Genomic DNA, 22,184 nt, shown 5'->3' with positions numbered 1-22,184 from the left:
CGCCCGGTCGCGACACGCGACCCGACCGGCGGTGCCGGTCCCGGCCCGGCTACAGCCGGACGACGACGCCCTCGGTCGCGCTGCGCCGGGCGGCGTCGAGCACGGTGAGGCTGGCGACGGCGTCCCAGGGGTCGACCGGGACGGCGCCGGCGCCGCGGACGGCGGTGGCGAACGCCGGGTAGAACGTCGACCAGGCGCCGGGCACGGTCGGCACCGTCTCGCTCGCGTCGCCGCGCTGCACCCGGCCGTACCGCTCCGGCGGCTCGACACCCCAGCCCGCGCCCAGGGTCGCTGGGGTCTGGCCGGCGACCAGCGCCGCCTCCTGCCCGTCCATCGGGCCGCCGACCACGTAGCTGCCGGTCGTGCCGCTCACCCGGAACCGGTCGCCCGGCGCGCCCTCGCTCCAGCTGCCGGACAGGTGCGACCGGGCGCCGGAGGTGTGGGTCAGCGCGACGAAGACGTCGTCGTCCAAGCCGCTCTCCCGGACCCGCCACTCGGCGTAGACGGTCGCCACCGGGCCGAGCAGCACCAGCGCCTGGTCGACCAGGTGCGCACCGAAGTCCAGCAGCGTGCCGCCGCCGGAGGCCCCCGGGCCGGGGTCGGGGGTGAACCGCTCGAACCGCGACTCGAACCGGGTGACGGTGCCCAGCTCGCCGCGGTCGACCAGCGAGCGCACGGTCAGGAAGTCGGAGTCCCAGCGGCGGTTCTGGTAGGGCGACAGCAGCACGCCCGCCCGCTCGGCGCGCTCGACGCTGGCCCGGGCGGTCGGGGCGTCCAGCGCGAACGGCTTGTCGCAGACGACCGCCAGGCCGAGGTCCAGGGCCTGGTCGGTGAGCGGGGTGTGGGTGTCGGCCGGGGTGGAGATCGCCACCGCCTCGGCGCCGGCCGCGGCCAGCTCCTGCAGCGACCCGAAGGCCGCGACCCCGGGGTGCTCCCGGCCGAGCAGCTCGCGGCGGTCGGGCGACGTCGTCACCACGCCCACGAACGCGCACTCGGGCGCAGCGGCCAGCAGCGGGGCGTGGAAGTACCGGCCACCGAAGCCGTACCCCACCAGGCCGAACCGGACGGGCTCCATCAGTCCGTGCTCCTCACGTCGTCGGTCGTCCCCGCGATCCTGCCCGGTGCCGCCAGCCGGGGGCCGAACCGGACGTCGACCCCGGGGGAGAACAGCACGCTGTCCGGGGCACCGCCGACCGAGGGCAGCCCGGCGTGCGCCACCAGGTCGTCGTCCAGGGCGAGCAGCTCGGCGCTGTGCAGCGGCCACTCGGGGTGCTCGTTGGGCCAGTAGGCGAGCTTCCCGAAGGCGGTCTGGTGCAGCCCCCAGCGGCTGGTCAGGAACAGCGGCAGCGGGCCGGGCTCGGCCAGCCGCTCGCCGACCCGCACGGTGATCGTGCCGCCCGCGCCGCGCGGGCCGGGCCAGCGCCGCGACGCGCGGTAGGTGATCCGGTCGCCGTCCCGCTCGATCCGCATCCGGGACCACAGGTAGGGCAGGTGGGCGACCCAGCGGGCGGCGAGCACCGGCAGCAGCCGGTCGGCCTCCAGCGACCGGAAGACGACGCCGCGCCGGCCCTCGTCGTCCACCGAGTACAGCCGGACGTTGGTCTCGGCGAACGACCCCAGGTAGGGCAGCCCCGGGGCGCCGAGCAGGCCGATCCGGCGCATCCGGAAGGGGATCAGCCCGACGTAGGTGGCGCCGTCCAGCTCGTCGGGCCGGGCACCGGCCGGCAGCAGCGGCGCGACGAGCGCCGGGTCGACGGCCCAGTGCAGGAACGTCGCCTCCCGCCACCCCTGGGTGAAGACCGTGCGGCGGACCGGGCGGGGGGAGAGCGGGCTGACGGGCTCGGGCGCGGGCACCGGCCCAGTGTGGTCCGTCCGCGCCGGACGGGTCAGCAGACCGGTGCCTCCGCCAGCGCCCGCTCCGGCTCCGGCGCGCGCGCCGCGCGGCGGCGGTGCACCAGCGCGCGGACGAGCTCGCCCAGCCCGGCCAGCGCCAGCGCCAGGCCGAGGCCGAGCAGCAGCCCGCGCAGCGGGTCCTCCTCGAACGCCATGCCGCCGACGTAGCCGATGACCGCCGACCAGAGGGCCCAGGTGAGCGCGGCCAGCGCGGCGAAGGGGGTGAACCGGCGCAGCGGCCAGCCGACCGCGCCCGCGGTGAGGGTCAGCGCCGTCCGGGCTCCCGGCACGTAGCGCGCGGTCACCAGCAGGACCCCGCCGCGGGTGTCCAGCAGCAGCTCCGCCCGGTCCAGCGCCCGGCGCCGGCGGGTGCCCGGCCGGGCCCGGTGCCGCAGCCGCGGGCCGGCCAGGTGCCCGAAGAGGTAGGAGGTGTGGTCACCGGCGAAGGCGCCCAGGGCCGCCACCGCGACGACCGCGGCCAGGTCGGGCTGCCCGGTCGCGGCGAAGACGCCGGCGGTGATCACCACGCTCTCGCTGGGCACCACCGGCAGGAAGCCGTCCAGCGCGGCCAGCGCGAGCACGACCAGGTAGACCCACGGGGAGGACATCAGGTCCTGCACCCACTGCAGGACGGCGTCGGTCACGGTCGGCTCCCGGGTGGCATGCCCCCGAGCCTGCTCGGCCCGGGTGACCAGCACATCCACCCCAGGGCGCACCCACGTGTACGCCCGGGGACGTACGGAGGGCGTTGCCGTCGGCCGCCCGGGCGTGGTGGGGTCGGGCATGGACGGCAACGGCGCCCCCCGGACCGAGCGCGACGGCGACACCGTGCGCATCACGATGACCCGCCCCGCGAGGCGGAACGCGTTGTCCCGCGAGCACCTGGCCCAGCTGCTCGCCGCGGTCACCGCGGCCGGGGAGAGCGACGCCACCGGCATCGTGCTGGCGGGGGAGGGGCCGGTCTTCAGCGCCGGGCACGACTTCGCCGACGTGGCCGGCCGCCCGGTCACCGAGGTGCGCAGCCTGCTGGCGCTGTGCACCGAGCTGATGGGGACGCTGCAGTCCGTGCCCCAGGTCGTGATCGCCCGGGTGCACGCCCTGGCCACGGCGGCCGGCTGCCAGCTGGTCGCCTCCTGCGACCTCGCCGTCGCCGCGGAGTCGGCCGGCTTCGCGGCGCCGGGCGGCAAGGGCGGCTGGTTCTGCCACACGCCGATGGTGGCGATCGCCCGGAACGTCGGCCGCAAGCGCGCCATGGAGCTGGCGCTGACCGGCGACGTCATCGACGCCCGGACGGCGCTGGACTGGGGGCTGGTGAACCGGGTGGTGCCCGACGACGAGCTGGACGACGCGGTCGCCGACCTGATGGCGCGGGCCACCCGCGGCTCCCGGGCGAGCAAGGCGTGGGGCAAGGCGACGATGTACGCCCAGCTCGACCGCCCCGAGCGCGACGCCTACGGGGTGGCGGTCGAGGTGATGGCGTCGGCCAGCCAGCTGCCCGGGGCCCGCGAGGGGATGGCGTCCTTCCTGGAAAAGCGCCCGGCGGTCTGGACCGACTGAGAGACCGGCCGGCCCAGGTCAGCCCGGTCAGCCCCGGCCGGTGAGGTCGGAGCAGCCGGTCTCGTGCGGCAGCAGCGGCCGGAAGCTGATCGCCCAGCGGGCGCCGTCAGCGGTGGTCCACGGGGTGAGCCCGGTGGCGGCCCGGGCCGCAGCGGTGACCGCCTGCGCCTGCTCCCCGGTGGCCAGTGCGCAGTGCAGCAGCGGGTTCAGCGGCTCGCCGGGCAGCGCGGGCCCCGGCCACGCCACCGCGGGCTGCTCCAGCGGCAGGTCGACCACCGGGTCGGCCTCGGGCGCCGTCCACGGGCGGACGAGCGCGGCCACCGCGGTCGGCTCGTAGGAGCTCGCCGCCCCGCCCTGCGGATCCAGGGTGAACGGCAGGTCGGTCAGCTCGGCGAACAGCTCGGCCAGCTCGGCGCGCTCGGCCTGCTGCTCGTCGGTGAGCCCGGCGGTGGCCCCGGCGCCCTCCTGCAGCGCGTACACCTCGCGCACGGTGGTGCCCTCGGCCGTGGTGACGGTGAACCGGGTCGACGGGGCGTCGGCGATCCCCGGCATGCCCAGGTCGGCGGTGCCGGCGACCCCGGCGTCCAGGGCGTGCCGGACCAGCTCGGCCACGTCGGCCGGGTCGGCCTGGTGCACCAGCACGTTGGGCCACGCCGGCCCCGGGTAGATCGCCGGCACCGGGCCCTGGCTGAACACCCGGCCGTCGGCGTGCACGCTGAGCAGCGGCAGCCGCCCGGCGATCGTCTCGGGGGTGACGAACCCGCCGGTGTACTCGACCTGGAGCACGGGCACGTCGGGGTCGTCGGGCAGCGTCACGCCGGCCGGTGCCGAGGTGGGCGGTGCGGCGCCGGCGCCGCCCTGCTCCGCGCAGGCGGACAGCAGCAGGGCCAGGCCGAGGGCGGTCGCCGGGACGGCGTGCATGCGGGTCACGCTCTCAAGACGCGCCGGTGGGCAGGCTGGTTCCACCCGGTAGCGTCGCCGTCCGTGCGTCTGGTCATCGCCCGCTGCTCCGTGGACTACATCGGACGGCTCACCGCCCATCTCCCGCTCGCCACCCGGCTGCTGCTGGTCAAGGCCGACGGCTCGGTGTCGATCCACGCCGACGACCGCGCCTACAAGCCGCTGAACTGGATGAGCCCGCCGTGCTCGCTCAAGGAGGAGCTGGTCGACGGGGCCGGCACCTGGACGGTCACCAACAAGGCCGGTGAGCAGCTGGTCATCACCATCGAGTCCGTGGAGCACGACCACCGGCACGAGCTGGGCGTCGACCCGGGGCTGCAGAAGGACGGCGTCGAGGCCGAGCTGCAGCGGCTGCTCGCGCTGCACGTGGAGACCTTCGGCGAGGGCTGGTCGCTGGTCCGCCGCGAGTACCCGACCGCCATCGGCCCGGTCGACCTGCTGTGCCGGGACGCCGGCGGCACCACCGTGGCGGTGGAGATCAAGCGGCGCGGGGAGATCGACGGCGTCGAGCAGCTGACCCGGTACCTGGAGCTGCTCAACCGCGACCCGCTGCTGGCCCCGGTGAAGGGCGTCTTCGCCGCGCAGGAGATCAAACCGCAGGCGCGGGTGCTCGCCGCCGACCGCGGCATCGAGTGCGTGACCGTCGACTACGCCGTGCTCAAGGGCACCGACGACCCCTCCGCCCGCTTGTTCTGACCGCGGTTACCCGTCGGTAACCCGGCCAGAACGTCGGGCTCGGCAAGTGGGACACTTCGGGCGATCCCCCCGAGGCGCAGGAGGTTGGCAGCGTGGCCAGAGAACTGACCGAGGTCGGCGTCGTCGGGCTGGGCACCATGGGCGCCGGCATCGCCGAGGTGCTCGCCCGGGCCGGGCTGTCGGTCACCGCCGTCGACGTGACCGGCGAGGCGGTGCAGCGCGGCCGGGAGCACGTGGAGCAGTCCACCGGCAAGGCCGTCGCCCGCGGCAAGCTCGGGACGGGCGAGCGCGACGAGATCCTGTCCCGGATCCGCTTCACCACCGCCATGGAGGACCTCGCGGCCGCCGAGCTCGTGGTCGAGGCGATCCCGGAGCGGATGGAGCTCAAGGCCCAGGTCTTCGCCAAGCTCGACGCGATCTGCCCGCCGGACACCATCCTGGCCACCAACACCTCGAGCCTGTCGGTCACCGAGCTGTCGGTCACCACCGGCCGCCCCGGCAAGGTCATCGGGATGCACTTCTTCAACCCGGCGCCGGTGATGAAGCTGGTCGAGATCGTGCGCACCGTGGTCACCGAGCCCGCGGTCGTCGAGGACGTCGAGGCGCTGGCCGCCCGGCTGGGCAAGGTCGACGTGACGATCGGCGACAAGGCCGGGTTCATCGCCAACGCGCTGCTGTTCGGCTACCTCAACCACGCCGTGTCGATGTACGAGAACCGCTACGCCAGCCGCGAGGACATCGACGCGGCGATGCGGCTGGGCTGCGGCCTGCCGATGGGCCCGCTGGCGCTGATGGACCTCATCGGCATCGACACCGCCTACGAGATCCTCGTGACGATGTACCAGCAGTCGCGCAACCGGCTGCACGCCCCGAGCCCGGTCATCAAGCAGATGATGACGGCGGGGCTGCTGGGCCGGAAGGTCGGCCGCGGCTTCTACACCTACGCCGGCCGCGACTCCGCCGAGGTCGTGCCCGACGCGCAGACCCCGTCGGCGACCGGCGCGGCCGAGGGCGCCCGCCCGGTGCGCAGCGTCGGCGTCGTCGGCTCCGGGACGATGGCGACCGGGATCGTCGAGGTGGTCGCCAAGGGCGGCTACGACGTCACGTTCGTCGCCCGCACGCTGGACAAGGTCGAGGCGGTGCAGCAGGCCCTCTCCCGCAGCCTGGACAAGCAGGTGGCCCGGGGCCGGCTGGAGCAGGCCGAGCGGGACGCCGTGCTCGGCCGGGTCACCGGCTCCGCGCAGCTCGACGACCTGGCCGGCGCCGACCTGGTGATCGAGGCCGTGGTCGAGCACCTGGGCGTCAAGCAGGCGCTGTTCGGCGCGCTCGGCGAGATCGTCAAGCCCGGCGCGGTGCTGGCCACCACGACGTCCAGCCTGCCGGTCATCGAGTGCGCCACCGCCAGCGGCCGGGCCGGCGACGTCGTCGGCCTGCACTTCTTCAACCCCGCGCCGGTGATGAAGCTGGTCGAGGTGGTCTCGACGATCGCCACCGAGCCCGATGTCGCGGCCACCGCGCACGCGGTCTGCGCGCAGATCGGCAAGCACGCCGTCTCCTGCACCGACCGGGCCGGGTTCATCGTCAACGCGCTGCTGTTCCCCTACCTCAACGACGCGGTGAAGATGCTCGAGGCGCACTACGCGACCGCCGACGACATCGACGCCGCGATGAAGGTCGGCTGCGGCTACCCGATGGGCCCCTTCGAGCTGCTGGACGTCGTCGGGCTCGACGTCTCGCTGGCGATCGAGCGGGAGCTCTACACCGAGTTCCGCGAGCCCGGGTTCGCCCCGGCGCCGCTGCTCGAGCACCTGGTCACCGCCGGCTACCTCGGCCGCAAGGCCGGCCGTGGGTTCCGCGACCACTCCCACCGGTAGCGGTGCCCCGGCGAGGCGGCAACCGCCGCGGCAGGACCGGGCCGACCGGGGGCGCTGGGCCCTCCCGCGGCGGCCCTGCCACGCCGGTGGAGGAGGCCGCGGACGGCGACTGGGCGGTGCGCCCGCTCACCGGGTCGGCCACCGACAAGGTCTACCGGTGCCCGGGGTGCGACCAGGAGATCCGGCCCGGCACCCCGCACGTGGTCGCCTGGCCCGCCTACGCCCGCGACTCCGACCTGGACCCCTGGGACACCGAGTCGGCAGCGGACTGGCGCCGGCACTGGCACACCGCCTGCTGGCGGGCCCGCGACCGCCGCCGCTGACCGGAGGGCCCCGCTCCCTCACCTCGCGGTCGCGAAGACCACGACGTTGTCGGTGTAGCTGCGGCGGGAGCGGTCGAACGTGCCGCCGCAGGTGATCAGCCGCAGCTCCGCGCCGGTCGTCGGGCCGTAGACCTCGGCCGTCGCGAAGGCGTCCTTGGGGTAGCTGGCCACCCGGGTGACGGTGAAGGTGACCAGCTGCCCGTCCGCGCCGGTGACCCGCACCTCGTCGCCGGCGGTCAGCTCCTCGAGCCGGAAGAACACGGCCGGTCCGGTGCGGTCGTCGACGTGCCCGGCCAGCACCGCGGGGCCGGTCTCGCCGGGCGCCGGACCGGCGGCGAACCAGCCCGCGACGCGGTAGTCCGCCGGCGGCACCAGCGCGCCGGCGCCGTCGACGCCGATCTCGGTGAGCGGGGTGTCGACGCCGATCGCGGGGATGGCGACCCGGGCGGGCACGGTGACCGCGCGGGTGGCCGGGAGCACCCCGGCGACCACCGGCGCCGGCGGCGACGTGACGACCTCCCGCACCGGGACGTCGGGCGCCGGGGCCGGGGTCAGCAGCGCGACCAGGCCCGCCGTCACCGCGACCGCGGCCAGCGCCCACCGCAGCGCGGTGAGCGCCCGGCGACGGGGGCGGTGGTGCCGCCCGGCGGGGGTGGCCCGCCGGGCCGGCAGGAGCGGGCTCAGCGGGCTGCGTGCCGCGCCGGCCGCCTCCCGCGGGGCAGCCGGGCGCGGACGGTCAGCAGCAGCCCGGCCAGGGCGAGCCCGGCCAGCGCGAGCGGACCGGCGGGCAGCCCGGCGGAGGCCACCGCGCCGCCGGCGCCGGCCTCGACCCCGCCCACCGGCACGACGCCGGGGCTCGCGGCGTCCAGCGCGGTCGTGACGGTCAGCCCGCCGCCGCTCCGGTCGAGCACCAGGACGGTGTAGACCGAGCCCGCCTCCAGCTGGACTGGCAGGTCGGCCGGGCCGGCCGAGCTGGGGGTGACGGTCAGCGTGCCCGCACCGCCGGGGACGTCGACGTACTCGGTGTTGGCGGCGAAGGCGAGCTTGCTGGCCAACTGGCTGCCCCCGGCGAGGGCCAGGTCGAGCGGCGAGCCGGTGGCCGCGGCGTTGATGACCCGGGCGCGTGCCTGGCCGGCCGGCGGCAGCGTGAGGTCGTCGGAGAGCACGGCGAAGCCCAGGTCGGCGAAGTAGCCGACGCCGGCGATGGTGGTGGCCGTGCCGGCGGCGACCGTGACCGTGGTGGCGAGCACCGGCGGGCTCGCCGGGTCGGCGCCCGCGCCGCGGGCGCTCACGGTGTACGTGCCGGCCGGCACGGTCTGGTACGGCGACACGTCGCCGTAGCTGACCGCGGGCAGCACCACCCCGACGCCGGGGGAGGAGACCGAGTCGATGTAGGCGTCGACCGACGGGGTGTCCGGGGACAGGTGCATCATCCGCAGCAGCCCCGTCCCGCTCGCCGGGTCGGGCGCCGCGGCCGCGGCCGGCAGGCCCAGCGCGCACAGACCTGCCACGAGCAGGGCGAGCAGTGCCCCTCGGGTCGACCGGTGCATCAGGGCCTCCTGGATCGGGTGTGCGACAGCTCGGGTGTACCCGCCTGCGCGGCCGGCCGCACCCTGGAGCCGGGTCATCCTCCCCCGGGGGTCGCGATCAGCGCGTCGGGGTCCGGGACGAGGCCGTAGCCCAGCAGCAGGCCGCCGTCGACGTCGGTCACCCGGTCCGGCAGGTAGGGCTCCTGCTGGGCGGCCAGGTAGCTGCGCAGCCGGTCCGCCCCGGCCGGGTCCTCGGCGAGCGACCGCCCCCCGATCGAGCCGACGACGGCCTGCCGCACCAGCGCCCCGGCCGGCTCCCCGGCGACGGCGGGGAGGGCCTGCAGCCCGACCCCGAACCGGGCCGCGAGCCCGGCCAGCAGGGACAGCAGCCGCGGGTCGACCTGCCCGGCGGCCAGCACCTCGGCATCGGCGGCGGGCAGCCCGGTCATCGGGTTGGCCAGCAGCGCCGCGGCCAGCTCGCGCCGCGCGGCCACCTGGTCCGCGGTCGGCTGCACCGGGCCCGGGTCGACCACGGACAGCCCACCGAACCGGGCCACCACCACCGAGCCCGCCGGCGGGGCTCCGCTGGTGACCCGCAGCACCGGAGCGGGGGTGCCGGTGGCGGCAGGGACCGGCGCGTCGGCGGCGCTGCGCAGCCGGGCGGGGTCGGCGCCCGCGTGCGCCAGCTCGGCGGCGAGCACCGGGGAGGCCAGCAGGACGGCGTCGTCGGGCAGCTGCTCCTCGGCCCAGCCGACCAGCTCGCCGGCGGCCGCGGCACCGAAGTCGCTCCGCTGGTCACCGGCCAGCCCGGCAGCCGCCGCCGAGCCCAGCCCGACCAGCACCAGGGCGGCGGCCAGCCCCGCGGCGAGCAGCGCCCGCGGGCGCCGGAGCAGGACCGGCCGGGTGGCGCCCTCGGTCGCCGCGGCGGTCAGCGCGCCGACCAGCAGCGCACCCACCGGCAGGCAGAGGAGCAGCGCCGGCAGCCGTCCCGAGGGCGGGGCGACCGCCAGCACCGCCGCCGCGACGAGCGCCACCCCGACCACCCGGAAGCGGGGGAGGCGCCAGGCGGCGAGCGCGCCGACGACCACGAGCGCGGCGGTCAGCGCCACCAGCTCCGCGGCGGTGCCGCCCCAGCGGCCCGGGGCGTCGGGCTGCGGGTCCCAGCGCTGCACGAGCAGCCGGGTCGCCCCGAGCAGCAGGGCACCGGCCAGCGCGCCGGCGACCCGGTGCCGCACCGGGGCGCGGCGCAGGGCGACCGCGGCGGCGGCCCCCGCCACCAGCAGCAGCACCGTGTCCGGGGCGAGCAGCACGGCCAGCGCGGCGGCCAGCACGACCAGCACGACCACCGCCGCCGAGGGCCGCGCGCTGCCCACCACCCAGGTGGCCAGCCACCCGGCCAGCAGCAGCCAGCACACCGCGAACGCCGCGGGGGTGGCGGCGGCGTGCAGCGGGCTCAGCAGGCCGACCCCGCCGAGCACCAGCACCGCGACGGCGCACGCGGGGTCCGGGACGTCCAGGCGGCGGGCGGTGCGCCACAGCAGGACGGCGCTGACCAGCAGCAGCACCAGCAGCAGCTCGCGCTCGGCCCCGGCGAGCATCCCGTGGCGCTGGAACGCCCGGGTCGCCGTGGCGTACACCGCCGTGTGCGCGGCGCCCAGGCCCTCGGGGGAGAGCAGGGCCAGCTCGCTCTCCCCGCGCAGGACGGCGAAGGCCGGGCCGGCGAGGGCGCCGTCCTGGGGCAACGGCGTGCCGCGGAGCGTGCGGGCGGCGACGAGCCCGACGACGACGAGCGCCGCGAGCGGCCAGAGCAGACCGGCCCGGAGGCGGCGGGCCGGGGCCTGCGCGCCCGCCCGGTGCCGGCCCGGGACGGTGGCCGGCCCGGCGGCAGGAGCGGGGCCCTCGGCCGGTGCCCGGGGAGTCGGCTCGGACACGGGGTTGCTCCTCCCGGCGCTCGGCGTGCTCCCTGGTCGCGGCTGCGTCGCCGCCGTCCTGCGAGGGCCCTAGCACCCACCGGCCGGTCCGCGCCGGGCACGGGTGCTGGTCGCCCGGGGGCGGCGTGGACGGCGTGCCTCCGACCCTGGCACGGCCGCCGGTCAGCGGCCACCGGACAGGCCGACGGCCCCGCCGGCGCGGTGCCGGGGGGCCGTCGGGACGGGCGGTGCTGCGCTGCGGGGTGCGGTCAGCCCCGGCCGGGGGTGGCCGGCCCGCCGCCCTGGCCGGCGGGCACCGGCGGGGTGGCGGGGGCCTGCCCGCGGGTCGACCGGGCCGGGACCGGCGGGGTCTGCCGGGGGCCCGGCTGCGGGCGCTGGGCGGGCGCCTGCTGCGCTGGTGCCGTCTGCTGGGTGGGCGCCTGCTGGGCGGGCGTCTGCTGCGTGGCCGGCGCCTGGGCGGGCTGCGTCTGGGTGGGGTGCGCCGGGGTGGCCGTGCGGGCGGCCTGCCGCGGCGGCTGCACCGCGCCCTGCTCGCCGGTCCGCGGGTCGGCCGGCACCCGGACCTCCTGGGTCTGAGCTGCCGGCGGCTGGGCGGTCTGCGGCTGGGCGGTCTGCTGCTGGGCAGCCGCGGCGGCGGTCGCCCCGGTGCTGACGGTGGCCACCTCGGTCCTCGGCTCCGCGGGCTGCGCGGCCGGCTGGGCCTGTGCCGGCTGGCCCTGCTGCACCGGCGCGACCAGCGCCGGCTCGGTCTGCGGGGCACCGGACGGCGCCGGGGCGGGCTCGGCAGCCGGCTCGGGCTGCGCGGTGACCTGCTCCTGCCGGGCGGTACCGCCGCGCTGCGGCTCGCGGTCGGTGAGGTCGGGCAGCTGGCCGAGAAGGCTGCGGACCTCGGTGAGCCGGCGGGTCAGGTCGTCGCGGACGGCGCGGATCGCGGCCGCGGAGGCCTCCGCCTCGGCCACCGTGCGGTGCGCCTGCTCGTCGGCGGTGGCGACCCGGTGCTGGGCCGCGGCGACGGAGGCGCGCTCGCGCTCCTCCTCCAGCCGGGCGGCCTCGGTGCGGCGGGCCCGCTGGGCGATCTCGAAGTCCTCCTCGACCTTGGCCCGGCGGGCCTGCGAGTCGGCGTCCAGCCGGGCCACCCGCTCCTGGGCCTTGGTGACCAGCTCATCGGCGCGGGCCTGGGCCACGGCCATGATCTGCTCGGCGTGCTGCCGGGCCTCCACGACCAGCCGCTCGGCCTCGGCCTGGCTGGCGGCGGACCGCTCACCGAGCGCCCGCTCCTCGCCGGCGACCCGCTCGCGGATCGCCTCGGCCTCGGCGGCCACCGAGGCCTGCAGCGCGGCGGCCTCCTCGTGCGCCGAGCGGCGGATCTCGGCGGCCTCGTCCTCGGCCAGCTGGAGCATGTTGGAGATGCGCTCGCCCATGTTCTCGAACGTGGGCGCGCTGGCGCTGGCCGCACGCCGGCGCAGCGCCTCCACCTCCCCGTGCAGGGCCTGCAGCTGGCGGGCGAGGTCGGCCGACCGGGACACCGCGGCGTCCCGGTCGGCCAGCGCCACCCGCAGGTCGGCGTCCAGGCCGGCCAGGGTCTCGGCCACCTGTTCCCGGTCGTACCCCTTGCGCACCACGTCGAAGGTCGGGCCGCCGTCGCGGTAGGCGAGCACGTCGTCGCGGGGGTCGGTCATGAGCCCCATCCTCGCAGAGAACCCCGGGAGGAGTCAGCGTGTCCGGGACCTCTCCCAGCGAACTCCCAGCGCCGTCCGCTCAGACGTCGCGGAAGCGGTTGATCGCGGTCAGGTGCTGCTCGCGCTTGGCGGTGTCCCGGACCCCCAGCCCCTCCGCGGGGGAGAGGGTGAGCACGCCGACCTTGCCCTGGTGCAGGTTCCGGTGGACGTCGTAGGCGGCCTGCCCGACGTCGTCCATGGCGTAGGTCTTGGACAGCGTGGGGTGGACCAGCCCGCGGTCGATGAGCCGGTTGGCCTCCCACGCCTCCTTGTAGTTGGCGAAGTGCGAGCCGACGATCCGCTTGAGGTTCATCCAGAGGTAGCGGTTGTCGTACTGGTGCAGGAAGCCGCTGGTCGAGGCGCAGGTGACGATCGTGCCGCCCTTCTTCGCGACGTAGACGCTGGCGCCGAAGGTCTCCCGGCCGGGGTGCTCGAAGACGATGTCGGGGTCCTCGCCGCCGGTGAGCTCGCGGATCCGCGCGCCCAGCCGCTGCCACTCCTTGGGGTCCTGGGTCTCCTCGTCCTTCCAGAACCGGTACCCCTCGGCCGAGCGGTCGATGACCAGCTCAGCACCCATGGAGCGGACGATCTCGGCCTTCTCCGGGCTGCTGACCACGCACACCGGGATGGCGCCGCCGTTGAGGGCCAGCTGGGTGGCGTAGGAGCCCAGACCGCCGGAGGCGCCCCAGACCAGGACGACGTCGCCCTGCTTCATGTCGGCGCCGTTGCGGCTCACCAGCTGGCGGTAGGCCGTGGAGTTGACCAGCCCGGGGGCGGCCGCCTCCTCCCAGGTGAGGTGCGCGGGCTTGGGCATCAGCTGGTTGCTCTTGACCAGGGACATCTCGGCCAGCCCGCCGAAGTTGGTCTCGAAGCCCCAGATCCGCTGCTGCGGGTCCATCATCGTGTCGTCGTGCCCGGCCGGGTCCTCGAGCTCCACCGACAGGCAGTGCGCGACCACCTCGTCGCCGGGCTTCCACCGGTTCACCCCGCTGCCGACCGCGACGACGACGCCGGACAGGTCCGACCCGATGACGTGGTAGGGCAGGTCGTGCCGCTTGGCCAGGCCGTGCAGCCGGCCGTAGCGGGCCAGGAAGCCGAACGTCGACACCGGCTCGAAGATCGACGTCCAGACGGTGTTGTAGTTGACCGAGGACGCCATCACCGCGACCAGCGCCTCGCCGGGGCCGAGCTCGGGGGTGGGCACCTCCTCGACGTGCAGCGACTTGCGCGGGTCCTTCTCCCTGGTGGGGAGGCCCTCGAACATCTCCTGCTCGTCCTTGCGCACCAGCACGGCGCGGTAGGAGGCGGGCGTCGGCAGGCCCCCGATCGCCTCGAGGTCGTCGGCGAGGATGGCGTCCCTGATCTCGTCCATGCGTGCTCTCCCGGGTCGTCGTTGGCTCGGAGGGTGCAGGTGCGGTGCTGCGGGATGTTACTGACGGGTAGCCAACGCTGGCCAGCCCGTGTGACCCAGCTGACGATCAGCGCGCCGCCGGCTCCACCAGCTCGACCAGGACGCCGCCGGCGTCCTTGGGGTGCACGAAGTTGACCCGGCTGCCCGCGGTGCCCCGGCGCGGCTCGTCGTAGAGCAGCCGCAGCCCGCGTGCGCGCAGCGTGGCGCTGACCGCCTCGACGTCGGTGACCCGGAACGCCAGCTGCTGCAGCCCCGGGCCGGACCGGCCGATGAACTTCGCGATCGTCGACTCGGGGGTCAGCGGGGCGAGGAGCTGGATGCGGGTGCCGCCGTCACCCACGGCCAGCATCGCCTCGTGGACGCCCTGCTCCTCGTTCACCTCCTCGTGCACGGAGGTGATGCCGAAGGCCAGCTCGTAGAAGGCGATCGCCTCCCGCAGGTCGGGCACGGCGATCCCGACGTGGTCGATCGTGGTGAGCAGGTCGGCGGGCAGGCCGGTGTGCGCGTCGTCGGGCACGGCGTTCGTCATGGCGGGCATCCTGCCGCCGCCGGCCGGCCCGCGGCACCCGCTCCGGCGCACAGGTGACCTGGATCACCGACCGGGGTCGTCGCCGGCCGTTCGCCCTATCCTGGCCGCAGCCCGCGGCGCCGCTCAGGCCTGCGCGGCGCCCTGTCAAAGCGGTCGCCAACGGCGGCGACCGGAGCCACTGGAGCCCCGATGAGCCAGCCCGCACAGAACCGTTCCGTCATCGTCGGCGGTGCCCGCACCCCGATGGGCCGCCTGCTCGGCTCGCTGAAGGACTTCTCCGCGGCCGACCTCGGCGGCATCGCCATCAAGGCCGCCCTCGAGCGGGCCGGCATCACCGGCGACCAGGTCGACTACGTGATCATGGGCCACGTCATCCAGGCCGGCGCCGGCCAGAACCCCGCCCGACCCGCGGCCGTGGCCGGCGGCATCCCGATGTCGGTGCCCTCCTTCACCCTCAACAAGGTCTGCCTCTCCGGGCTCGACGCGATCGCGCTGGCCGACCAGCTGATCCGGGCCGGGGAGTTCGAGGTCGTCGTCGCCGGTGGCATGGAGTCGATGACCCAGGCGCCGCACCTGCTCCCACGCTCGCGCACCGGCACCAAGTTCGGCGACGCCACGCTGGTCGACTCGATGGCCCACGACGGCCTCACCGACACCTTCGACCAGGTCGCCATGGGCAAGCTCACCGAGGAGTCCAACAGCCGCTACGGGCTGACCCGCGAGGAGCAGGACGCCTACGCCGCGGAGAGCCACCAGAAGGCGGCCCGGGCGGCCAAGGACGGGATCTTCGACGCCGAGATCACCCCGGTGCTCATCCCGCAGCGCAAGGGCGACCCGATCGAGTTCCGCGAGGACGAGGGCATCCGGCCGGACACCACCGCGGAGGGCCTGGCCAAGCTCAAGCCGGCCTTCGCCTCCGACGGCACCATCACCGCGGCCTCGGCCTCGCAGATCTCCGACGGCGCCTGTGCGGTGGTCGTCATGTCCGCGGCCAAGGCCGGGGAGCTCGGGCTGACCGTGCTGGCCGAGATCGGCGCCCACGGTGTCGTCGCCGGCCCGGACGCGACCCTGCAGACCCAGCCGTCGCGCGCCGTCCAGAAGGCCTGCGCGCGGGAGGGCATCGACCCGAAGGACCTCGACCTGGTCGAGTTCAACGAGGCCTTCGCCGCCGTCGCCATCGTCTCCACCCGCGAGCTCGGCATCGACCCGGAGAAGGTCAACCCCAACGGCGGCGCCATCGCGCTGGGCCACCCGGTCGGGATGAGCGGCGCCCGGATCGTGCTGGACCTCGCCCTCGAGCTCGGCCGCCGCGGTGGCGGGGTCGGCGCGGCCGCGCTCTGCGGCGGTGGCGGCCAGGGCGACGCGCTGATCCTGCACGTGCCCGGCCGGGCGCTCGCGGACCAGCCCGTCGGCGCGTGACCGCGGACGGCACCGCCGTCCAGACCGCCGCTGCCGCCGTCCCCACCGGACGGCGGGGGCGGCGGTCGGCCGACGTCAGCACCCTGGTCGAGCGGGCCCGCGAGGGCGACGCCCGGTCGGTGGCCCGGCTGATCTCGCTGGTCGAGGACGCCAGCCCGCTGCTGCGCGAGGTCGCCGCGGCGCTCTCGCCGCACACCGGCCGCGCCCGGGTGCTCGGCCTGACCGGCCCGCCCGGGGTGGGCAAGTCGACGACGACGACCGCGCTGGTGCGGGCCTTCCGCGCGGCCGGTCAGCGGGTCGGCGTGCTCGCGGTCGACCCGTCGTCGCCGTTCTCCGGCGGGGCGCTGCTCGGTGACCGGGTGCGGATGCAGGACCACGCCGGCGACAGCGGGGTCTACATCCGCTCGATGGCCTCCCGCGGGCACCTGGGCGGGCTGGCCTGGGCGACCCCGCAGGCGCTGCGGGTGCTGGACGCGGCCGGCTGCGACGTCGTGCTGGTCGAGACCGTCGGGGTCGGGCAGTCCGAGCTCGAGGTGGCCTCGCTGGCCGACACCACGCTGGTGCTGCTCGCGCCGGGGATGGGCGACGGCATCCAGGCGGCCAAGGCCGGGATCCTCGAGGTGGCCGACGTGTTCGTGGTGAACAAGGCCGACCGGGACGGCGCCGACCAGACCGTGCGCGACCTGCGGGCGATGCTCTCCCTCGGCGGCCGGCACACCGAGGCCGGCGCGTGGCGCCCGCCGATCGTGAAGACCGTCGCCTCCCGGGACGCCGACAACGGGGTCGAGGACGTGGTGGCGCGGATCGCCGAGCACGCCGACTGGCTGGCCTCCTCGGGCGAGGGCCACCGGCGCCGGGTCGAGCGCGCGGCCCGGGAGGTCGAGGCGATCGCCGTCGCGGGGCTGCGCGAGCGGCTGGGCGACGTGCACGGCTCGGCCGCCCTCGGTGCGCTGGCCGAGCAGGTGGTCGCGGGGGAGACCGACCCGTACCGGGCGGCCGACCAGCTCGTCGCGCAGCTCTGACCCTCCGCGGGGCAGGATGACGGGGTGAACGGGACCCCGGACGCCGTCGTCGTCGGAGCCGGACCGAACGGGCTGGCGGCCGCGCTGCGGCTGGCCGCTGCCGGCCTGTCGGTGCGGGTGCTGGAGCGGGGTGACCGCGCGGGCGGTGGTCTGCGCACCGAGGAGCACATCCGGCCCGGTCACTGGCACGACATCTGCTCGACGGTGCACCCGATGGCCGCGGCCGCGCCGTTCTTCCGCGAGTTCGACCTGGCCTCGCGCGGGGTCCGGCTGGTGCACCCGGAGATCAGCTTCGCCCACCCGCTGGACGGCGGCCGGGCGGCGCTGTCGTTCCCCTCGCTGGAGCGCACCGCGGACGGGCTGGGCGCCGACGGCGCGGGCTACCGGCGGCTGTTCGCCCCGCTGCTGCGGCACGCCGACGAGATCACCGACTTCTTCCTCACCTCGGCGTTCCGGCGGCTGCCGGTGCGCGGTGCGCCGGCGATCGCCGGCTTCGGGCTGCAGGGGCTGCCCAACATCACCTGGCTGGCCGACCGCTACTTCGAGACCGACGCCGGCAAGGCGCTGGTCGCCGGCGCCGCCGCGCACGGGATGCTCGACCTCACCCGCCCCCTGACCGCGGCGCTGGGCATGTTCCTGGGCATGATGAGCCACCACCAGGGCTGGCCGCTGATCGAGGGCGGCTCGCAGAAGCTGGCCGACGCGATGGTCACCGCGCTGGAGCAGCAGGGCGGGGAGGTCGTCACCGGGCACGAGGTGACCGACCTGCGCGAGCTCGCCGGGGTGCCCGCCGTCCTGCTGGACACCTCGCCCGGGGCCTTCGTCGCGATGGCCGGCAACCAGCTGCCCGAGGGCTACCGGCGGTGGGTGCGGCGCTACCACCACGGCCCCGGCGTCTTCAAGATCGACTGGGTGCTCTCCGAGCCGGTGCCGTGGGCGAACGCCGACGTGCGCCGGGCCGGCACGATCCACGTCGCCGGCACGATCGAGGAGACGATCGCGGGGGAGTCGGCCCCGGCGCACGGGCGGCTGGCCGACAGGCCCTACGTGCTCGCCGTCCAGCCGACCGTCGTCGACCCGACCCGGGCACCGGCGGGCGGGCACATCTTCTGGGCGTACGTGCACGTGCCGCACGGCTCGACGGTCGACATGACCGAGGCGATCGAGGCGCAGGTCGAGCGGTTCGCCCCCGGTTTCCGGGACACCATCGTCGGGCGGCACACCATGCACGCCGCGGAGATGGAGCACTGGAACCCCAACGACGTCGGCGGGGACATCTCCAACGGGGAGGCGTCGCTGCGGCAGATGCTCGCCCGGCCGGTGCCGCGGTGGAACACCTACCGGACGCCGATCACCGGCACCTACCTCGCCTCGGCGGCCACCCCGCCCGGGCCGGCCGTGCACGGGCACTGCGGCGACAACGCCGCCCGGGTCGCGCTCCGGGACGTCTTCGGCATCCGCAAGGCCCCGCCGCTGCGCCCCGCGCCCCGCAGCTGAGCCGCTCGGCGGGGTCTCCCGCTGAGACACGTCCGGTCGCGGTGTCCGCGGAGGTCGACACCGCGATCCGGCGTACCTCGACGTCACCCGGCCAGGGCGGCGGCGATGCGGCCGAGCAGCGCCTCAGGTCGGCGCAGGTCGCCCGCGGTCACGAAGAGCACGCGCCAGCCGGCGGCGAGCAGGCGGTTCAGCCGCTGCCGGTCAGCGGCGAACCGGCCCGGCTCGGCGTGCCACAGCCCGTCGTACTCCAGCCCCAGCCGGTGCTCCGGCCAGGCGAGGTCGACACGGGCGACGAAGCGCCCTCCGCTGCGCACGGTGTGCTGCGCCACCGGTGCGGGCAGGTCCGAGTCGCCGATCAGCAGGCGCAGGCGGGTCTCCTGGGGCGACCCGGCGAGGCCGTCGGCCAGGGCGACGACCCGGCGGACCCAGCGGCAGTCCCGGCCCGCGAGCAGCGTGGCGGCGCTGCGGACGGCGGTCAGGTCGGCGACCCCGCCCTGCGTCAGCTGGTCGACGAGCACCACCGCCTCGACGAGCGGGCGGGTCCGCGCCAGGTCGAGGGCCGTGCGCACCGGTGACGTCACCGGGGTGCCCCGCAGCCTGCGCACCTCCGCCGGGTCCAGCGCAGCCCGCCGCACCCGGAGGCCGTGCGCCGCACCGGCGCGGCACGTCGTCGGCACCAGGAGCTCGACGTCGTCGTCCGGCTCGGCCACGGCGACGCTCCAGCAGGTGGCGGCGCTGCGACCCGAGACGACCGAGCCGGGCAGCAGCAGGCGAGCCGCCGCCGTGGCCCGCAGTGCGTGCGTCACCGGCAGGGACGCGCAGGCGTAGACGTCGGGGAAGAGCCGCACCCAGGCACGGGTGCGCAGCTGGGCCTGGGTCAGGTGGCCGTCGCGCACCGCCGCCGACCCGCGGAACAGGCGCCCGTGCAGGGCGGCGGGTCGGGTGGGCTGCGGTGGCACCGGCGCAGCGTGCCGCGCCGACCGGGGTGCGCGCGGGCGTCGTCCACAGGCCTGCGGCGAGACGCGGCGGATCGCGGTGACCACGAGGGCGGACACCGCGACCGGGCGCATCTCGCCGGGCGGCGGTCGGCGGGGGCGGGACCGGGCGGCGGTCGGCGGGGGCGGGACCGGGCGGCCACTAGCCTCTGGGGCCATGGTGCGACCGCTGGGCCTGCCCTTCGACCCGATCGAGCGCGCCGCCCGGACCTGGGAGCAGCGCTTCGGCCCGGCCGCCTCGATGCGGGCGGCCACGAGCGTGTTCCGGGTGCAGCAGATCCTGCTCGCCCGCTTCGACGAGGCGCTCAAGCCGCACCGGCTGACCTTCGCCCGGTACGAGGTGCTGGTGCTGCTCACGTTCTCCCGCACCGGGCAGCTGCCGCTGAAGGTGATCGGCAGCCGGCTGATGGTGCACCCGACGAGCGTCACCAACGCCATCGAGCGGCTGGTGGGCGCCGGCTACGTGGAGCGGCGGCCCAACCCGGCCGACGGCCGCGGCGTGCTCGCGGCGATCACCGACGCCGGCCGGGACGTCGTCCCGCTGGCCACCGAGGCGCTCACCGGTCAGGACTTCGGCCTGGCCGACGTCGGCGAGGGCGAGCTGGACACCCTGTTCGACATCCTCAAGAAGGTCCGGCTGGGCGCCGGTGACGTGGCCGACGACTGACCCGTCGGAGTCGTGGCCAGAGATAGTTGGACGTCCTAGTATCTGGGCATGACCCAGACCCCGGGCACCGACGCCCGCAGCCGGTGGCAGCAGCGCTACGACGCGGCGCTGGCCGCCGGGCGGGTGCGCGACGCCGACTTCACCACCCTCTCCGGGCTGGAGGTCGAGCCCGCCTACGGGCCGGCCGACGAGGGGGGCGTACCCGGCTTCGACCGGATCGGCTGGCCGGGGGAGTTCCCGTTCACCCGTGGGCTGCACGCGACCGGTTACCGCGGCCGGGCTTGGACCATCCGGCAGTTCGCCGGCTTCGGCAACGCCCAGCAGACCAACGAGCGCTTCCGCTCGCTGCTGGCCGAGGGCGGCGGCGGGCTGTCGGTGGCCTTCGACATGCCCACGCTGATGGGCCGCGACTCCGACGACCCGCGGGCGCTGGGCGAGGTCGGGCACTGCGGGGTGGCGATCGACTCCGCTGCCGACATGGACGAGCTGTTCGCCGGCATCCCGCTGCAGGACACCACGACGTCGATGACCATCAGCGGGCCTGCCGTCCCGGTGTTCTGCATGTACCTCGTCGCCGCCGAGCGCCAGGGGGCGGACCTGTCGGAGCTCAACGGCACGCTGCAGACCGACATCTTCAAGGAGTACATCGCGCAGAAGGAGTGGCTGTTCGCCCCCGAGCCGCACCTGCGCCTGATCGGTGACCTGATGGAGTACTGCGCCGCGGAGATCCCGGCCTACAAGCCGATCTCGGTGTCCGGCTACCACATCCGGGAGGCCGGCTCGACCGCCGCGCAGGAGCTCGCCTACACGCTGGCCGACGGCTTCGCCTACGTCGAGCTGGGGCTCTCCCGCGGCCTGGACGTCGACGTCTTCGCCCCCGGGCTGTCGTTCTTCTTCGACGCGCACATCGACTTCTTCGAGGAGATCGCCAAGTTCCGCGCCGCCCGGCGGATCTGGGCCCGGTGGCTGCGCGACGTCTACGGCGCGCGCACCGAGAAGGCCCAGCAGCTGCGCTTCCACACCCAGACCGCCGGGGTCTCGCTGACCGCCCAGCAGCCGGACAACAACATCGTCCGGACGACGGTCGAGGCGCTGGCCGCGGTGCTGGGTGGCACCAACTCGCTGCACACCAACGCCCTCGACGAGGTGCTCGCCCTGCCCAGCGCCAAGGCCGCCCAGATCGCGCTGCGCACGCAGCAGGTGATCGCCGAGGAGACCGGGGTGGCCAACGTCGCAGACCCGCTCGGGGGCTCCTGGTACGTCGAGGCGCTCACCGACGCGCTCGAGGCCCAGGCCGAGGAGACCTTCACCCGGATCCGGGAGATGGGGCCCGACGGCACCATGACCGGCGGCATCCTGCGCGGCATCGAGGACGGCTGGTTCACCGGCGAGATCGCCGAGGCCGCGTTCACCTACCAGCGGGCGGTGGAGAAGGGCGAGAAGAAGGTCGTCGGGGTCAACACGCTGACCGGCTCGGTCGACGGGCAGCTGGAGATCCTCCGGGTGAGCCACCAGGTCGAGGCCGACCAGCGGGCCGAGCTGTCCGCCCGGCGGGCGGCGCGGGACGACGACGCGGCCCGGGCGGCGGTGGCCCGGATGGTCGAGGTCGCCCGGACCGGGGAGAACATGGTGCCGGCGATGCTGGACGCCGCCCGGGCCGAGGCGACGCTGGGCGAGATCTGCGACGCCCTGCGCGCGGAGTGGGGCACCTACACCGAGCCCGCCCGGTTCTGACGTACCCGTCGGGCACCCTGCCCGGCATGACCGACCTCGCCGCCCAGCGGCACCACGCCATCGACTACGTCGAGCTGACCGTGCTCGACCTCGCCGAGGCCCAGCGGTTCTACGCCGACGCCTTCGGCTGGGAGTTCACCGCGTACGGCGACTCCTACGCCGGGATCCGCAGCCGGTCCGGCGACGGCGAGGTGGGCGGCCTGGCCCTGGGCACCGACGTGCGCCCGGGCGGCCCGCTGGTGCTGCTCTGGTCCGCGGACCTCGACCGCACCCTCGCGGCCGTCGAGTCCGCCGGTGGCCGCGTCGTCCAGGGGCCCTACGGCTTCCCGGGTGGACGGCGGTTCCACTTCAGCGACCCGAGCGGCAACGAGCTGGGGGTCTGGTCGCCCGCCTGAGGCCGCTCGGGCGGCCCGGCGACGCGCCCGGACG

Annotated in this window: 21 protein-coding genes; 10 read left to right on the top strand and 11 right to left on the bottom strand. The window is 76.0% G+C overall.

What is annotated here, in order from left to right; translation table 11 throughout:
- Positions 1 to 49: 49 nt before the first annotated feature.
- Genes FHX36_RS21440 through FHX36_RS21430 form a run of 3 tightly spaced genes read right to left on the bottom strand, consistent with a single transcriptional unit; the run spans position 50 to position 2,537 of the window.
- Complete coding sequence (locus FHX36_RS21440; protein WP_181428680.1) at positions 50 to 1,075, bottom strand: Gfo/Idh/MocA family protein; 1,026 nt, start codon at positions 1,073 to 1,075, stop codon at positions 50 to 52.
- On the bottom strand, positions 1,075 to 1,854 hold the full coding sequence (locus tag FHX36_RS21435) for a YqjF family protein (protein WP_110551331.1): 780 nt from the start codon (positions 1,852 to 1,854) through the stop codon (positions 1,075 to 1,077). Before FHX36_RS21435 ends, FHX36_RS21440 begins: the two co-directional genes overlap by 1 nt.
- A 32-nt stretch (positions 1,855 to 1,886) precedes the next feature.
- The gene (locus tag FHX36_RS21430) at positions 1,887 to 2,537 is read right to left on the bottom strand and encodes a DedA family protein (protein WP_110551346.1); all 651 of its coding nucleotides are present in this window, start codon (positions 2,535 to 2,537) and stop codon (positions 1,887 to 1,889) included.
- Between the two features lie 139 nt (positions 2,538 to 2,676).
- Here FHX36_RS21430 and FHX36_RS21425 point away from each other — a divergent pair, with 139 nt between their 5' ends.
- Positions 2,677 to 3,450, top strand: coding sequence for an enoyl-CoA hydratase-related protein (locus tag FHX36_RS21425; protein ID WP_110551330.1), 774 nt, complete (start codon positions 2,677 to 2,679; stop codon positions 3,448 to 3,450).
- A 27-nt stretch (positions 3,451 to 3,477) separates the two neighbouring features.
- Here FHX36_RS21425 and FHX36_RS21420 read toward each other — a convergent pair whose 3' ends face one another.
- Positions 3,478 to 4,371, bottom strand: a complete 894-nt coding sequence (locus FHX36_RS21420; protein WP_146251536.1) for a hypothetical protein — start codon at positions 4,369 to 4,371, stop codon at positions 3,478 to 3,480.
- A 63-nt stretch (positions 4,372 to 4,434) separates the two neighbouring features.
- Between FHX36_RS21420 and nucS the strand changes: the two genes are divergently transcribed.
- The 3 genes from nucS (at position 4,435) to FHX36_RS21405 (ending at position 7,303) form a co-directional block, all read left to right on the top strand.
- A complete protein-coding gene (nucS, locus tag FHX36_RS21415) occupies positions 4,435 to 5,106 on the top strand; it encodes an endonuclease NucS (RefSeq protein WP_110551328.1) in 672 nt (223 codons plus the stop codon).
- A gap of 92 nt (positions 5,107 to 5,198) precedes the next feature.
- Positions 5,199 to 6,980: a 3-hydroxyacyl-CoA dehydrogenase family protein gene (locus FHX36_RS21410; protein ID WP_110551327.1), complete on the top strand. Its 1,782-nt coding sequence runs from the start codon at positions 5,199 to 5,201 to the stop codon at positions 6,978 to 6,980.
- An 86-nt stretch (positions 6,981 to 7,066) separates the two neighbouring features.
- Positions 7,067 to 7,303 carry a hypothetical protein gene (locus FHX36_RS21405; RefSeq protein WP_246407242.1) on the top strand — a complete coding sequence of 79 codons (237 nt, stop codon included), beginning with the start codon at positions 7,067 to 7,069 and terminating at the stop codon, positions 7,301 to 7,303.
- An 18-nt stretch (positions 7,304 to 7,321) separates the two neighbouring features.
- Here FHX36_RS21405 and FHX36_RS21400 read toward each other — a convergent pair whose 3' ends face one another.
- The 6 genes from FHX36_RS21400 to mce all read right to left on the bottom strand — a co-directional run bounded on the left by FHX36_RS21400 (position 7,322) and on the right by mce (position 14,421).
- Positions 7,322 to 7,882, bottom strand: a complete 561-nt coding sequence (locus FHX36_RS21400; protein ID WP_343056697.1) for a class F sortase — start codon at positions 7,880 to 7,882, stop codon at positions 7,322 to 7,324.
- A 101-nt stretch (positions 7,883 to 7,983) separates the two neighbouring features.
- On the bottom strand, positions 7,984 to 8,853 hold the full coding sequence (locus FHX36_RS21395) for a DUF4397 domain-containing protein (RefSeq protein ID WP_183514349.1): 870 nt from the start codon (positions 8,851 to 8,853) through the stop codon (positions 7,984 to 7,986).
- A gap of 74 nt (positions 8,854 to 8,927) precedes the next feature.
- Complete coding sequence (locus tag FHX36_RS21390; RefSeq protein WP_183514346.1) at positions 8,928 to 10,763, bottom strand: hypothetical protein; 1,836 nt, start codon at positions 10,761 to 10,763, stop codon at positions 8,928 to 8,930.
- 248 nt (positions 10,764 to 11,011) lie between these two features.
- Positions 11,012 to 12,442 carry a coiled-coil domain-containing protein gene (locus FHX36_RS21385; protein WP_110553018.1) on the bottom strand — a complete coding sequence of 477 codons (1,431 nt, stop codon included), beginning with the start codon at positions 12,440 to 12,442 and terminating at the stop codon, positions 11,012 to 11,014.
- 79 nt (positions 12,443 to 12,521) lie between these two features.
- Positions 12,522 to 13,853, bottom strand: coding sequence for a crotonyl-CoA carboxylase/reductase (gene ccrA / locus FHX36_RS21380; RefSeq protein WP_110553019.1), 1,332 nt, complete (start codon positions 13,851 to 13,853; stop codon positions 12,522 to 12,524).
- A 106-nt stretch (positions 13,854 to 13,959) separates the two neighbouring features.
- The gene (gene mce / locus FHX36_RS21375; RefSeq protein ID WP_110553020.1) at positions 13,960 to 14,421 is read right to left on the bottom strand and encodes a methylmalonyl-CoA epimerase; all 462 of its coding nucleotides are present in this window, start codon (positions 14,419 to 14,421) and stop codon (positions 13,960 to 13,962) included.
- Positions 14,422 to 14,610: 189 nt separating this feature from the next.
- On the opposite strand from mce, the gene FHX36_RS21370 reads away from it, so the two are divergent.
- From FHX36_RS21370 to FHX36_RS21360, 3 genes are read left to right on the top strand one after another with little or no spacing between them, the layout of a single operon-like run.
- A complete protein-coding gene (locus FHX36_RS21370; protein WP_110553021.1) occupies positions 14,611 to 15,840 on the top strand; it encodes an acetyl-CoA C-acetyltransferase in 1,230 nt (409 codons plus the stop codon).
- The gene (gene meaB / locus FHX36_RS21365) at positions 15,837 to 16,862 is read left to right on the top strand and encodes a methylmalonyl Co-A mutase-associated GTPase MeaB (protein ID WP_110553022.1); all 1,026 of its coding nucleotides are present in this window, start codon (positions 15,837 to 15,839) and stop codon (positions 16,860 to 16,862) included. The genes FHX36_RS21370 and meaB overlap by 4 nt, the downstream gene beginning before the upstream one ends.
- A gap of 24 nt (positions 16,863 to 16,886) precedes the next feature.
- A complete protein-coding gene (locus FHX36_RS21360; RefSeq protein WP_110553023.1) occupies positions 16,887 to 18,359 on the top strand; it encodes a phytoene desaturase family protein in 1,473 nt (490 codons plus the stop codon).
- A gap of 83 nt (positions 18,360 to 18,442) precedes the next feature.
- On the opposite strand, the gene FHX36_RS21355 is transcribed toward FHX36_RS21360, so the two are convergent.
- Positions 18,443 to 19,318, bottom strand: coding sequence for a hypothetical protein (locus FHX36_RS21355; protein ID WP_181428842.1), 876 nt, complete (start codon positions 19,316 to 19,318; stop codon positions 18,443 to 18,445).
- A gap of 193 nt (positions 19,319 to 19,511) precedes the next feature.
- On the opposite strand from FHX36_RS21355, the gene FHX36_RS21350 reads away from it, so the two are divergent.
- Genes FHX36_RS21350 through FHX36_RS21340 form a run of 3 tightly spaced genes read left to right on the top strand, consistent with a single transcriptional unit; the run spans position 19,512 to position 22,150 of the window.
- On the top strand, positions 19,512 to 20,021 hold the full coding sequence (locus FHX36_RS21350; protein ID WP_110554244.1) for a MarR family winged helix-turn-helix transcriptional regulator: 510 nt from the start codon (positions 19,512 to 19,514) through the stop codon (positions 20,019 to 20,021).
- 48 nt (positions 20,022 to 20,069) lie between these two features.
- On the top strand, positions 20,070 to 21,755 hold the full coding sequence (gene icmA, locus FHX36_RS21345) for a coenzyme B12-dependent isobutyryl-CoA mutase large subunit (protein ID WP_110554245.1): 1,686 nt from the start codon (positions 20,070 to 20,072) through the stop codon (positions 21,753 to 21,755).
- 26 nt (positions 21,756 to 21,781) lie between these two features.
- Positions 21,782 to 22,150 (top strand): VOC family protein, encoded by a 369-nt coding sequence (locus FHX36_RS21340; RefSeq protein ID WP_110554246.1) that lies wholly within the window; start codon positions 21,782 to 21,784, stop codon positions 22,148 to 22,150.
- The last annotated feature ends 34 nt before the right edge of the window (positions 22,151 to 22,184 follow it).

The sequence above is a fragment of the Modestobacter versicolor genome (assembly GCF_014195485.1).
Classification (GTDB): Bacteria; Actinomycetota; Actinomycetes; order Mycobacteriales; family Geodermatophilaceae; genus Modestobacter; species Modestobacter versicolor.
The sequence above is the reverse complement of the archived record's forward strand: the minus strand, read 5'-3'. Positions and strand labels throughout refer to the sequence as shown.